Genomic DNA, 13,752 nt, shown 5'->3' on the forward strand with positions numbered 1-13,752 from the left:
AATGCGGTAGTCAGGGGCGTCAGGAGCATGAAAAGAAGTCAGAAGTTGTTCAGCATCAGCCTGTTGGCACTGGTCGTAAGTGGCTGTGCTGTCACCAGCAAGCCGATCGACCGTAGCGTCAGCGAGCAACGCGCCAAAAGCGACTTGCAATTGATGTACAAGGATCAGGAGCCCCTCAATGGCGCGTTGACCTTGCATCAGGCCATGGCCAGGGCTGTGAAATACAACCTGGAAGCCCGCCTGAAAATCATGGAAGAGGCCCTCGCCAAACGCCAGCTGGACCTTGCCAGCTTCGACATGCTGCCACGCATGGCGCTGTCGGCCGGTTACGCCGGACGCAGCAACGTCAGCGCTTCCAGCAGCGAAAGCGTACAGACCGGCACCCAGTCCCTGGAGCCGTCGACCTCTCAGGACCGCAGCCGTCGCGTGGCCGACCTGACCATGGTCTGGAACGTACTCGACTTCGGCGTCAGTTATATAAGCGCCAAGCAACAGGGCGACCAGCGTCTGATCGTGCAAGAACGCCGCCGCAAGGTCGTCAACACCATCGTTCAGGATGTGCGCTCGGCTTACTGGCGCGCCGTGGCCGCCGAACGTCTGCTCAAGCAGATCGACAGTCTGATGACCCGTGTCGATACCGCCCAGGCCAACAGCCAGAAGATGAGCGATCAGCGCGTCGGCGATCCGGTGCAGGCACTGTCCTATCAGCGCTCGCTGATTCAGGCCACCCGTCAACTCGAGGAACAGCGCAAGGCGTTGTCTCTGGCCAAAACCGAGCTGGCCACGCTGATCAACCTGCCGCTGGGCAGCAACCTGACCCTGGCGACCCCGGACGATTACGCCATTCCGGAATTGAAAGTCGACATGGCGAGGCTTGAAACAGAAGCCTTGGCCAGCCGTCCGGAACTGCGCGAGCAGGATTACCAGACGCGCATCAGTTCGGCGGAAACCCGCAAGGCCATGCTGCGCATGTTGCCGGGGCTGGAGTTCTCGGCGGGCGGCCATTACGACAGCAACTCGTTTCTGGTCAACGACAAATGGGCCGATCTGGGCGTCAAGGTGACGTGGAACCTGTTCAACGTACTCACTGCACCTGCCGCCATCGACGTTGCCAAGGCAGGCGAGGAAGTAGCGACCGCCCGGCGTCAGGCCATGTCCATCGCAGTGTTGGCTCAGTTGTATGTGGCGAACGCCAATTACAATGAAGCCTTGCGTCAATTCAAGACCAGCCAGCAGTTGTCGAGTATCGACGGCCAGATCGCAGGCCAACTGCGTAACCGCTACCAGGCCAACGGCATCGGTGAACTGGACCTGATTCAGGGTGAGCTCAATACCTTGCAGGCTGACCTGCGCCGCGACCTGGCTTACGCCGACCTGCGTAACGCCTACGGCCAGATCTTCGCCAGCGCCGGTCTCGACCCGCTTCCCTCGGAAGTGACCTCCACTCAGGTGCAAGCCATCGCCAAAGCACTGGGGGATCGTGAATCCCAGTGGGAAGCAGGCAATATCTCCGTGGCTACCGCCACTCCCGTTCCGGCGAAGTGATACTGGCCCTGTGTCAGCTGATCCAGCCAGCGCGCTGGATCGGCTGACAAACCGGTTCCTGCATGATCTCTCGTAACCTGTTGAAAATAATTGGTTTGTGCATAGGTGTCCGAGGCAGAACGTTTGTACTGAGCCTTTGAAGCGCACATAAACCACGCACACGCGTAACGATTTCATTCCTCTGTCACGATTTCATTCCATTTCAGGCTGACGCAATGCGATCAAGGCTTTGATCGGACAGGATTTTTCCGAGGCGCGGCGGCTGTAGCGATTTCGCTACACACGCACGCTGCGGACACAATTCTTAAATATATAAGTCATTGATTTATAAAAATAAAAATAAACTGGCAACGAAATTGCTTTGCTTCCTGGATAACGTCGCGCCCAGCGTGAGAATCTGTCCCGAGGAGTTTTTATGAGCGAGTTGCGCTTCACTGTCGATCACGAATGGCTGCGTGCCGAAGCCGATGGCAGTGTCACGGTCGGTATCACGCCCTACGCGCAGGAATCGCTTGGGGATGTGGTATTCGTACAGCTCCCGGAACTGCAGACCTACACTCAACACGCCGAAGTGTCGGTCGTGGAATCGGTAAAAGCCGCAAGCAGCATCAACATGCCGCTGGACGGCGAAGTCGTCGAAGTCAATTCGACCCTGGACGCCACGCCGGAGCGGGTCAACGAGGACGCCCTGGGTGCCGGCTGGTTCTTCCGCTTCATTCCACAAGATGCCAACGCCATCCACGGCCTGCTGAATCAGGATGCGTACGACCGCCTGATCAAAGCCAACGCCGAAGCCTGAGGAGCGAGCCATGACTGACCGTATTCAACTGAGCACTGCCAACGAATTCATCGCCCGTCACATCGGTCCGCGCGCCGACGACGAGCAGGCCATGCTGCAGACTCTGGGTTTCGATTCCATCGAAGCGCTGAGCGAAAGCGTGATCCCGGAGAGCATCAAGGGCACCAGCGTGCTGAATCTGCCTGCCGGGCAAAGCGAAGCCGACGCATTGGCCTCGATCAAGGCCATCGCCAGCAAAAACCAACTGTTCAAGACGTATATTGGTCAGGGCTACTACAACACCCATACACCCGCGCCAATCCTGCGCAACCTGTTGGAAAATCCGGCCTGGTACACCGCCTACACACCTTATCAGCCGGAAATTTCCCAGGGTCGTCTGGAATCGCTGCTCAACTTCCAGACCCTGATCAGCGACCTCACCGGACTGCCGATTGCCAACGCATCGCTGCTGGACGAAGCCACTGCTGCTGCCGAAGCCATGACCTTCTGCAAACGCCTGAGCAAGAACAAAAGCAGCACCCAGTTCTTCGCCTCCAGCCACTGCCATCCGCAGACCCTGGATGTGCTGCGCACCCGTGCAGAGCCGTTGGGCATCACCGTTGTCGTGGCGGATGAAGCTGAGCTGGGCGATGTGAGCGATTACTTCGGAGCACTGCTGCAATACCCGGCCAGCAACGGCGACGTGTTTGACTACCGTGAACTGGTCGAGCGCTTCCACGCCGCCCACGCGTTGGTCGCCGTTGCCGCAGACCTGCTGGCCCTGACTTTGCTGACGCCTCCGGGCGAGTTCGGCGCGGACGTGGCCATCGGTACTGCCCAACGTTTCGGCGTGCCGCTGGGCTTCGGCGGCCCGCACGCCGCCTACTTTTCGACCCGCGATGCCTTCAAGCGCGACATGCCGGGCCGCCTGGTCGGCGTGTCGGTTGACCGACATGGCAAACAGGCACTGCGTCTGGCCATGCAGACCCGCGAGCAACATATCCGCCGCGAAAAAGCCACCAGCAACATCTGCACCGCGCAAGTGCTGCTGGCCAATATCGCCAGCATGTACGCCGTTTACCACGGGCCGCGCGGCCTGACGCAGATCGCCAATCGTGTGCATCATCTGACCGCCATTTTTGCCGACGGCCTGAAGCAGTTGGGCTACACCATCGAGCAGGAATACTTCTTCGACAGCCTGACCGTGCACACCGGCAGCAAAACCGCTGCCCTGCACAGCGCTGCCCGTGCCCAGCACATCAACCTGCGCGAAATCACCGACTCACATCTGGGTCTTTCGTTCGACGAAACCACCTCGCCGTCCGCCGTTGAGACGTTGTGGGCTGTTTTCGCGACTGACGGTCAGACTCAGCCGGACTTCGTCGAGCTGTCGGCCAATGTTCCGTCGCGCCTCCCGGCAGCGCTGACCCGCCAATCGGCAATCCTCAGCCACCCGGTGTTCAACCGTTATCACTCCGAAACCGAGCTGATGCGCTACCTGCGCAAACTGGCCGACAAGGACCTGGCGCTGGATCGCACCATGATCCCGCTGGGCTCTTGCACCATGAAACTCAACGCCGCCAGCGAAATGATTCCGATCACCTGGGCCGAGTTCGGCAACCTGCATCCGTTCGCACCTGCCGAACAGAGCGCGGGCTATCAGCAATTGACCGACGAGCTGGAAGCCATGCTCTGCGCGGCGACTGGTTACGACGCCATTTCGCTGCAGCCCAATGCCGGTTCTCAGGGCGAATACGCCGGTCTGCTGGCGATTCGCGCATATCACCAGAGCCGCGGCGATGAACACCGTGATATTTGCCTGATCCCGTCCTCGGCCCACGGCACCAACCCGGCCACCGCCAACATGGCAGGCATGCGCGTGGTGGTAACGGCTTGCGACGCACGCGGCAACGTGGACATCGAAGACCTGCGCGCCAAAGCCCTGCAACACCGCGACCAGTTGGCAGCGCTGATGATCACCTACCCGTCTACCCACGGCGTGTTCGAGGAAGGCATTCGCGAAATCTGCAGCATCGTTCATGACAACGGCGGCCAGGTGTACATCGACGGCGCCAACATGAACGCCATGGTCGGCCTGTGCGCACCGGGCAAGTTCGGCGGCGACGTTTCGCACCTGAACCTGCACAAGACCTTCTGCATCCCGCACGGCGGCGGTGGTCCGGGGGTTGGCCCTATCGGTGTCAAATCCCACCTCGCGCCGTTTATGCCGGGCCACGCCCGTATGGAGCGCAAGGAAGGTGCGGTTTGCGCAGCACCGTTCGGCAGCGCCAGCATCCTGCCGATCACCTGGATGTACATCCGCATGATGGGTGGTGAAGGCCTCAAGCGCGCCTCGCAACTGGCGATACTCAACGCCAACTACATCTCCCGTCGTCTGGAAGACCATTACCCGGTGCTCTACACCGGCAGCAACGGCCTAGTCGCGCACGAGTGCATCCTGGACCTGCGTCCTATCAAGGACAGCAGCGGCATCAGCGTCGATGACGTCGCCAAGCGCCTGATCGACTTCGGCTTTCACGCACCCACCATGTCCTTCCCGGTGGCCGGCACGCTGATGATCGAGCCGACCGAAAGCGAGTCCCGAGAAGAACTGGACCGCTTCTGCGACGCCATGATCAAGATCCGCGAAGAGATCCGCGCGGTGGAGAACGGCACGCTGGACAAGGATGACAACCCGCTGAAAAACGCTCCGCACACCGCAGCTGAAATCGTCGGTCAGTGGACGCATCCGTACAGCCGTGAACAGGCGGTGTACCCGGTTGCCTCGCTGATCGAGAACAAGTACTGGCCACCGGTCGGCCGCGTCGACAACGTGTTTGGTGACCGTAATCTGGTCTGCGCCTGCCCGTCCATCGAGAGCTATCAGGAAGCCTGATCACTCATGCCCGCAACACTGCCCGCACTGACGGGCAGTGTTGTTCCGCACGGCCCGTTCTACAAGGAATCGAACATGTCCACAGAATCCCTGCTGACTACACCGCTGCACGCTTTGCACCGTGAACTGGGCGCAAAGATGGTGCCGTTTGCCGGTTACGACATGCCTGTGCAATACCCTGCAGGCGTCATGAAGGAACACCTGCACACCCGTGCTCAGGCTGGCCTTTTCGATGTCTCGCACATGGGGCAGATTCGCCTGACCGGAGCCGATGCCGCCAAGGCGCTGGAAACTCTGGTCCCGGTGGATATCGTCGACCTTCCAGTCGGCATGCAGCGCTACGCGATGTTCACCAGCGAAACCGGCGGCATACTCGACGACCTGATGGTTGCCAACCTGGGCAACGATCAGTTGATGCTGGTGGTCAACGCCGCCTGCAAGAATCAGGACCTCGCTCACCTGTGCACCCATCTGGCCGGCCACTGCAAGATCGAACCCCTGTTCGAGGAACGCGCCCTGCTCGCCCTGCAGGGTCCTGCGGCGGTGACGGTACTGGCCCGGCTGGCACCTGAAGTGGCAACCATGACGTTCATGCAGTTCGCCACGGTCACGCTGATGGATGTGACGTGCTACGTCAGTCGCTCGGGTTATACCGGCGAAGACGGCTATGAAATCTCGGTGCCATCCGGCAAGGCCGAAGCGCTTGCCCGTCGTCTTCTGGAAGAACCCGAGGTTGCCCCCATTGGCCTCGGCGCACGTGATTCGCTGCGTCTGGAAGCCGGTCTGTGCCTCTATGGTCACGACATGAACACTGACACATCACCCATTCAGGCCAGTCTGCTGTGGGCCATTTCCAGGGTCCGCCGTGCCGACGGTGCTCGTGCTGGCGGTTTCCCGGGCGCTGAGCAGATTTTCGCCCAGCAGCAGGCCGGAGTGGACAGGAAACGTGTCGGCCTCTTGCCGCAGGAACGCACCCCGGTGCGCGAGGGCACCCAAATTGTCGATGCAGAAGACAATGTAATTGGCACCGTTTGCAGCGGAGGTTTCGGTCCAAGTCTGGGCGGCCCGTTGGCCATGGCCTATATCGACAGCCCATATACCGCTCTGGACACATCCGTCTGGGCGATGGTGCGTGGCAAGAAGATTCCGATGCTCGTGGCAAAAATGCCTTTTGTTGCACAGCGTTACTTCCGTGGCTGAATGCCAGCGTCAAAAAATCAGCAACTTCCACAGTCCATGGAGTACTGTTTGCGCCCCTCTTTCGACGGGGTGCGAACGGCCGCTCGGATGGCTCGAAAACGCACCGACAAAGTGCAGAAAGATGCTGTAAAACATTCGCTGCACTGATTCAGGGAAACAGTGCCCTGCACGCTTCAACCCCCTGCAAACAGGGTACGAAGCGGGGGCTTGTTTTTGTAACGAGACTTGGCGTAGAGTTTCTGAACTGTGTTTGCATAGGTCGCTGAATCGGGACCTGGGCAGTAGCTCTAGGTTTGCTACATCCCGCTCTACGTTTCTTACTTCCTGCAACCAGCCCCAGTACTCTTTCATGTGAAAGGGACTGTCATCAATTCAAGCGTCAAGGAAATAAGCAAATGTCCACACGTCAGAGCGGTACCGTCAAGTGGTTCAACGACGAAAAGGGTTTTGGTTTTATCACTCCAGAAAGCGGTCCGGATCTGTTCGTACATTTCCGCGCGATTCAGGGTAACGGCTTCAAGAGCCTGAAAGAAGGCCAGAAAGTCACCTTCGTCGCAGTGCAAGGTCAGAAAGGCATGCAGGCTGACGAAGTTCAGGCCGAAGCCTAAGCAAGACCCGAAAGCCTCTGACAGCGATGTCAGAGGCTTTTTTGCAGGTGAATCGCGACACTCATCGTGATCGAGAGCCGCCCGATGCCCCGACACGTACTCCGGCCACAGGGCGATTTCCCCCCTGCACGCCTGCCCCGCCGTCTGGCTGCCATCAGTTACGACGCCCTGCTCATTCTCGCCCTGCAACTCATCACAGCGTTTCTCTACAAACTGCTGCAGATGGCCTTGATCGGTGAAGCACGCCTGCGCGAACTGTCCGACTCTGGCGCACTGGATGGCGATCCGCTGCTTTCGTCGCTTCTGCTGCTGGTGACCTTCGCCTTCTTCGCCAAGTTCTGGACCCACGCCGGCCAGACCCTCGGCATGCAGGTCTGGGGCCTGCGCGTACAGAACACTGACGGCACTGCCATTTCCCTCATGCAGGCGCTGCTGCGCTTTTTCAGCGCGATTGCGTCATGGCTGTGCGTGGGGCTCGGCTTCATCTGGAGCCTGTATGACCCGCAGCGTCTGACCTGGCACGACCACTTCTCCAACACCCGGCTGGTGCGGATCCCCAAACGCACGTAAAACACCCGTCCACAAAAAAGCCGACATCAGGTCGGCTTCTTTCGATGCTATGGCTCTTCAACCGGCGCGACGCAGCAGCCACAGACCGGCGATGGCACAGGCCGTTGCCGGAACCAGCACCGCCAGCAATGGCGGGAAGCCAAATACCAGACTGGAGGGTCCCAACAGATCCTGCACGATGCGGAACGTGAAGCCCACCAGAACGCCCGTGAACACCCGCTGACCGAGCGTTACTGAGCGCAGCGGACCGAAGATGAACGAAATCGCCATCAGCACCAGTGCCACGGTCACGAACGGCTGCAGCACCTTGGTCCAGAACGCCAGCCAGTAACGGCCATTGCTCAGGCCCTGGTCGGCGAGGTAGTGCGAATAGCTCCACAGACCGGTGATCGACAGCGACTCGGGCGGCATGACCACCGTGCTGAGCAATTGCGGGCTCAGGGAAACGTCCCAACGCTCCAGCGGCGAGTTGACGACTTCGGTCTTGCCTTCACGGAAAAACGTGGTGGCGACGTCGCTCAGCTCCCAGTAATCCGTCTTGAAGTTGGCCTGACGGGCGAAGCTCGCGGTCAGCATATGACGCTGATCGTCGAACCGGTAGCGCGTCACACCGTACATCAAGCCGTTGGGCTGGACCGTGTTGATGTGAATGAATTCATCGCCCTGACGGTGCCACAGGCCATGCTTGGCGCTCTGCGAGTCGCCGGTGCCCTGTGCCAGCGAGCGATTGGCCTGAGCCTGATTCTCGGCATAGGGCGCAACGTACTCGCCCACCAGAACACCGGCCACCATCAGAAACAGCATGGGCTTCATGACGGCCCACACGATACGGCCGATGGAAACACCGGCCGCCCGCATGATGGTCAGTTCGCTGCTGCTGGCCAGACTGCCCAGACCGATCAGACAGCCGATCAGTGCCGCCATCGGCAGCATGTCATAGACACGCCGTGGCGCGGTCAGCAACACGAAGCTGCTGGCGTCCAGCAGTGTGTAGCTGTCCGAGATATCGCCCATTTCGTCGATGAAGGCGAACAGCGAAGCCAGCCCCAGAATGATCCCCAGCACTGCGAGGATCGCCATGAAGACACTTTTACCGATATACCGATCGAGCTTAACCACGAGCCACCTCCGCAACGCTACGGCGACTCGCCATTTTCAGCCGCAAGGGCTCCCAGTAGAACAGCCCCAGACCGATCAGCAGGAACAGACCGTGCACCCACCACATGCCCAGCGCCAGCGGCAGCTTGCCTTTCTCCAGCGCACCGCGAACCGCGATAAGGATGGTCAGGTACGACATGTACAACAGAATGGCGGGCAGCAACTTCAGATAACGGCCCTGACGCGGGTTGACCCGGGCCAGCGGCACGGCCATCAGCGTCACGATAAAAACCAGAATCGGCAGCGAAATACGCCATTGCAACTCGGCGACATACCGAGGCGTGTCGTTGCCGAAAAGCTCGGTGCTGGGAATCGCTTCACGGTCACTGACATCGTTGCTGATGTCCGGCTTGGGCAGCTGTGCGCCATAAGTATCGTACTTGATGGCACGGTAATCGGCCTGACCCGGATTACCGTCGTAGCGGTAGCCGTTTTCCAGAATCAGGAAGCGACTGCCGTCAGGCCGTACCTCTTGACGCCCCTTCTCGGCCACCAGAACCGTAATGCCACGGTCCTTGCTCTTGTCCGTGGACAAACGCTTTTCAGAGATGAAGACCCCGCTCAGCGTGGAGCGGTCTTCCGTCATTTCCTGCGTGTAGGTGATACGCGTACCGTCACGCAGCGCCTGAAAACGGCCCGGCACCAGCGTGTCGAACTCGGTCATGGCGTCCTGCTTGTTGATCAGCAGCGAGAACTGTGTCGCGCCCTGGGGCGCCAGGCTGAAACTCAGCCAGGCCACCAGAAGCGCCACCAGCGCAGCCGGCGCCATGGTGATGGCCAGCAGGCGCTGCTGACTCATGCCGGTGGCAGCCAGCACGGTCATCTCGCTTTCCAGATACAGGCGGCCGTAGGCGAGCAGAATGCCCAGAAACAGCCCCAGCGGCAGGATCAGTTGCATGAACCCAGGCAGACGGAAGCCCATGATCATGAACAGCACACCCGGATCCAGCGCGCCCGAGGCGGCCTGAGCCAGGTATTTGATGAAGCGTCCGCTCATGATGATGACCAGCAGCACAGCACTGACTGCACTCAGGGTAATCAGCACTTCTCGGGACAGATAACGAAAGACAATCAAACCAGACACTCCAGAGTTGTCAGGCTCAGGCAGCCAAACAAGGAAAATTGTGAGCCACGGCAACCGGATATTCACGCCCGCAGAAACGCAGGCCACCCAAAAATATGCGGCATTATCCTGTGATTGTACGTTTCTGTCACTGCGCACTCGGGATAGTTCGTACAGACACCGCCGACAAGCACCGTAACGGGGTTGTCAGCAGTCATGCACCGGGGTCAAACTGCGAGGCTTGTCGCAGGCATCGTCCTTGAAAAGACCGCAGTCATGCCGCGAATCTCATTCGTATAGCGAATCTCATCGCTCAACCGGGGACCCCACATGGAATTGGTTGTTAAAAGCGTAAGCCCAGAAACCTTGAAGACCGCAACGCTGGTTGTCACCGTGAGTGAGAACGGTGTGCTGGGCAATGCCGCACAGAACATCGATACCCTCAGCGGGGGTGCCATCGCTGCCGTTCTCAAACGCGGCGATCTCGCAGGCAAGGTCGGCCAGAGTCTACTGCTGCACAACCTGCCGAACCTCAAGGCCGAACGCGTCCTGCTGATTGGCGTCGGCAAGGAAGCCGAACTGTCCGATCGCCAGCTCAAGAAAATCGTTGGCAGCGTGCTTTCGACACTCAAAGGCCTGGGTGGCACTGACGCGACCCTCGTGCTGGACGATCTGTCGGTGAAGAACCGCGACACCTACGGCAAGGCTCGCCTGCTGGTCGAAGCCCTGGCCGACGGCGAATACGTATTCGACCGTTTCAAGACCCAGAAGGCCGAAGTCCGCGCGCTGAAGAAAATCACCCTGCTGACCGCCAAGGTCAGTGTCGCCGATGTCGAGCGCGCCGCCACCCACGCCCAGGCCATCGCCACCGGAATGGCCCTGACCCGCGATCTGGGCAACCTGCCGCCAAACATCTGCCACCCGACTTATCTGGGCGAAGAGGCCAAGGCGCTGGGCAAAGCCCACAAAAACCTGAAAGTGGAAGTCCACGACGAGAAGAAACTCGCCGAACTGGGCATGGGTTCCTTCCTGGCCGTGGCACAGGGCAGCGCCCAGCCGCCACGCCTGATCGTCATGAACTACCAGGGCGCCAAGAAGGGTGACAAGCCCTTCGTGCTGGTCGGTAAAGGCATCACCTTCGACACCGGCGGCATCAGCATCAAGCCCGCCGCCGGCATGGACGAGATGAAGTTCGACATGTGTGGCGCAGCCAGTGTATTCGGCACCCTGCGTGCAGTGCTTGAACTGAAGCTGCCGATCAACCTGGTGTGCATCCTGGCCTGCGCCGAGAACATGCCGAGCGGCACCGCAACCCGTCCGGGCGACATCGTGACCACCATGAGCGGCCAGACTGTCGAAATTCTCAACACCGACGCCGAAGGCCGTCTGGTGTTGTGTGACGCGCTGACCTACGCCGAACGCTTCAAGCCGCAGGCCGTGATCGACATCGCGACCCTGACCGGCGCCTGCGTCGTTGCTCTGGGCGGCCACACCACCGGCCTGCTGGGCAATAACGACGCGTTGATCAACCAACTGCTCGACGCGGGCAAACTGGCTGATGACCGCGCCTGGCAACTGCCGCTGTTCGACGAGTATCAGGAACAACTGGACAGCCCGTTCGCCGACATCGCCAACATCGGCGGTCCGAAAGGCGGCACCATTACCGCAGCCTGCTTCCTGTCGCGCTTCACCAAGGCGTATGACTGGGCTCACCTGGACATCGCCGGCACGGCATGGCTGAGCGGCGGCAAGGAGAAAGGCGCCACCGGCCGTCCTGTTCCATTGCTGACCCAATACCTGCTCGACCGCGTCGGGGCTTAAGCCAAGCACTGTGGCGTATCGGTCAATGATTGATACGCCACACCTTGCGGAACAGAAATGACCCAAGTCGATTTTTACATCCTTCCCAGTCCGGATCCGGCAGCCCGCCTGGATTTCGCGTGCAAGCTCACCGAAAAAGCCTGGCGTCTGGGCCATAAGGTCTATTTGCACTGCAGCGATGCAGCGCAGCGCGAGGACCTCGATGCCCGTCTCTGGCGTTTCCGGGGCGAAGTCTTTCTACCCCATGGCGATGCCGAGAGCGACAGCGATGCACCCGTTGTCATGGGCCTGGGCGATGACGCTGGTACACATGAAGATCTACTGATCAACCTGGACCTGCGCATTCCGTCCTTCTTCAAACGCTTCGCCCGTGTGGCGGAGGTGGTTGTGGAGGACCCGGCCATACGTCTTGCCGCACGTGAGAGTTTCCGTTCTTACCGCGAACAGGGCTATCCTCCGCAGGATCACCGATTGCAGCGTCTTTGAGGACACAATGGACACTTCAAAAAAAGCTGAATCCGCGCACTTGCTGGACGACCTCGAATCGATCCGCCAACTGCTCGGCGACGACTCCCTGCAGCCACCGCTGCTGACCGACACCGTGCACCGTGAAGGACAGATTCCACTGCTGTTCGACGTGGTCGGGAACAGGGCTAATAACCCCCATGACGATGACGTCGACGAAACGCAGATTCCTACGCTGACGCCGGACCTGCCCGTCGTGACAGAGCAGCCTGCCGCGCCGTTGCTTCAGGCACCTGCGCCTGTCGAGGCGCAGCCCAACCCGGATGCCTTGCTGCACCTGGACGCAGAACTTCGCGCCGCAGCGCAGTTGATTCTGCAGGACGTGATCGACGACTTCGCGCCGCACATCGAGACCGAAATCAAACGGCGGCTGGAGGCCAGGCTGGAGCGGTTGTTGGCGCAGCAGCAGAAGTGAGTTCGTGACCCGGCGCATCGCTCAGGCGTGCGCGGAGGTCTTGCCATCAAGCATTAAGGTTGCGGCGAATCTTGTCTACCAAACGTCCCTGGTCTGCACGCTGATGAATCAGCGTGGTCGCGCGGGTGTCCAACTCACGGTAGTCTCCCAACGCTTTATCAATACTCCGGAGCGCAGCAGGATCGTCGGCGTAAACACGCCGGTCGCGTGCCAGTTGAGACTCAAACTCGAAATAACTGGCACCACGCCGGTCTGTGACACGATCAACGAGTGCCTGCTGCGCTTCAAGAACATTATTAAATTGAGCAACCATTCTCTCGTCGCCAGCCTTGGCGGCGTATTCAAATTGTACTCTGTAAAAGGGATCGCTCTTGAGTGCCGCAGGCGAAAGCTCAGCCTCACCCTTCAAATGACTTTTTATTTTCAATAATGCTTCAGGATGTTCGATATCTATTCGGGGCGAAGCGACTGTCGCTGAAACTTTCTCCCGCATCTTATGCGACGTTTGACTCAGCTTGAACGAATCTTTGAGAGACAGGCGTTTGACTATCTTCTCCATCATTTCATTGGGCAGTAGCTCAAATGGAGAAAGCTTCGAAAGACCAGCCGCAGCCGGAATATGCCCACTCGGATCCCCCCTATTAACCGGATCTCCCAGACAATAGGCATACGCATTCAAGCCACCCCGCCCGAACGGACTCAGATTATCGGGCTGGTTAAACCGCATCAGCACCGGGTTGAAAGCTCGGAAACCATTACCCAGCAAATAATGCCCGGTCACGGCATCCGGGGGTTCTCCGTTAAAACCCAGGAACGTGACGGCCTGCGAGCGGTGACCATAGGGGCTGTAAGCTGGCGACTGCCGCGCCTGCGACCCCACACTGTGCAACACGCTGCGCTGCCGGTCGGTCGCCAGCAAGTCCATCCGGGCGGAAGAGCCCTCTGTGTCGTGCTCGGCCAGCAACTGCCCCTCACACTGAAACACCCGACGACGCCTCGAACCTTGTACCTCGACACTCAAACGGTTCAGTTGGTAGAAGCGTGATGCCAAGTGCTCTGCCCCGTTCTTGACGCCAGCCAGACGATCCAGCGCGTCGTAGCGATACTGACGCAGCACGGCCCTGGCTCCAGATGTATCGTTCATCGCGGCATCCACCCTGATCAGCGGCTGAA

At 59.7% G+C, this 13,752-nt stretch carries 12 protein-coding genes; 9 read left to right on the plus strand and 3 right to left on the minus strand.

Going from position 1 to position 13,752, the window contains the following annotated elements:
* Positions 1–45: 45 nt before the first annotated feature.
* The 6 genes from KDX39_RS06830 to KDX39_RS06855 all read left to right on the plus strand — a co-directional run bounded on the left by KDX39_RS06830 (position 46) and on the right by KDX39_RS06855 (position 7,597).
* Positions 46–1,545 (plus strand): TolC family protein, encoded by a 1,500-nt coding sequence (locus KDX39_RS06830; RefSeq protein WP_180274266.1) that lies wholly within the window; start codon positions 46–48, stop codon positions 1,543–1,545.
* 415 nt (positions 1,546–1,960) lie between these two features.
* On the plus strand, positions 1,961–2,344 hold the full coding sequence (gene gcvH / locus KDX39_RS06835; protein ID WP_231659801.1) for a glycine cleavage system protein GcvH: 384 nt from the start codon (positions 1,961–1,963) through the stop codon (positions 2,342–2,344).
* Positions 2,345–2,354: 10 nt separating this feature from the next.
* Complete coding sequence (gene gcvP, locus KDX39_RS06840) at positions 2,355–5,219, plus strand: aminomethyl-transferring glycine dehydrogenase (RefSeq protein WP_231659802.1); 2,865 nt, start codon at positions 2,355–2,357, stop codon at positions 5,217–5,219.
* Between the two features lie 75 nt (positions 5,220–5,294).
* Positions 5,295–6,419 carry a glycine cleavage system aminomethyltransferase GcvT gene (gene gcvT, locus KDX39_RS06845; protein ID WP_231659803.1) on the plus strand — a complete coding sequence of 375 codons (1,125 nt, stop codon included), beginning with the start codon at positions 5,295–5,297 and terminating at the stop codon, positions 6,417–6,419.
* Between the two features lie 395 nt (positions 6,420–6,814).
* A complete protein-coding gene (locus KDX39_RS06850) occupies positions 6,815–7,027 on the plus strand; it encodes a cold-shock protein (RefSeq protein WP_003227496.1) in 213 nt (70 codons plus the stop codon).
* Between the two features lie 84 nt (positions 7,028–7,111).
* On the plus strand, positions 7,112–7,597 hold the full coding sequence (locus KDX39_RS06855; RefSeq protein WP_231659804.1) for an RDD family protein: 486 nt from the start codon (positions 7,112–7,114) through the stop codon (positions 7,595–7,597).
* Positions 7,598–7,654: 57 nt separating this feature from the next.
* On the opposite strand, the gene lptG is transcribed toward KDX39_RS06855, so the two are convergent.
* Together lptG and lptF are read right to left on the minus strand one after the other, a co-directional pair.
* Positions 7,655–8,716: an LPS export ABC transporter permease LptG gene (lptG, locus tag KDX39_RS06860; protein ID WP_231659805.1), complete on the minus strand. Its 1,062-nt coding sequence runs from the start codon at positions 8,714–8,716 to the stop codon at positions 7,655–7,657.
* Positions 8,709–9,830 carry an LPS export ABC transporter permease LptF gene (gene lptF, locus KDX39_RS06865; RefSeq protein WP_231659806.1) on the minus strand — a complete coding sequence of 374 codons (1,122 nt, stop codon included), beginning with the start codon at positions 9,828–9,830 and terminating at the stop codon, positions 8,709–8,711. The genes lptG and lptF overlap by 8 nt, the downstream gene beginning before the upstream one ends.
* Before the next feature lie 318 nt (positions 9,831–10,148).
* Here lptF and KDX39_RS06870 point away from each other — a divergent pair, with 318 nt between their 5' ends.
* Genes KDX39_RS06870 through KDX39_RS06880 form a run of 3 tightly spaced genes read left to right on the plus strand, consistent with a single transcriptional unit; the run spans position 10,149 to position 12,579 of the window.
* Positions 10,149–11,639, plus strand: coding sequence for a leucyl aminopeptidase (locus tag KDX39_RS06870; protein WP_231659807.1), 1,491 nt, complete (start codon positions 10,149–10,151; stop codon positions 11,637–11,639).
* A 57-nt stretch (positions 11,640–11,696) separates the two neighbouring features.
* Complete coding sequence (locus tag KDX39_RS06875; RefSeq protein ID WP_099226843.1) at positions 11,697–12,125, plus strand: DNA polymerase III subunit chi; 429 nt, start codon at positions 11,697–11,699, stop codon at positions 12,123–12,125.
* 7 nt (positions 12,126–12,132) lie between these two features.
* Positions 12,133–12,579, plus strand: a complete 447-nt coding sequence (locus KDX39_RS06880; protein WP_231659808.1) for a DNA polymerase III subunit chi — start codon at positions 12,133–12,135, stop codon at positions 12,577–12,579.
* A gap of 46 nt (positions 12,580–12,625) precedes the next feature.
* On the opposite strand, the gene KDX39_RS06885 is transcribed toward KDX39_RS06880, so the two are convergent.
* Positions 12,626–13,723 (minus strand): RHS repeat-associated core domain-containing protein, encoded by a 1,098-nt coding sequence (locus KDX39_RS06885; RefSeq protein WP_231659809.1) that lies wholly within the window; start codon positions 13,721–13,723, stop codon positions 12,626–12,628.
* Between the last annotated feature and the right edge of the window lie 29 nt (positions 13,724–13,752).

Origin of the sequence: Pseudomonas sp. CDFA 610 (genome assembly GCF_021147865.1) — a bacterium.
Classification (GTDB): Bacteria; Pseudomonadota; Gammaproteobacteria; order Pseudomonadales; family Pseudomonadaceae; genus Aquipseudomonas; species Aquipseudomonas alliivorans.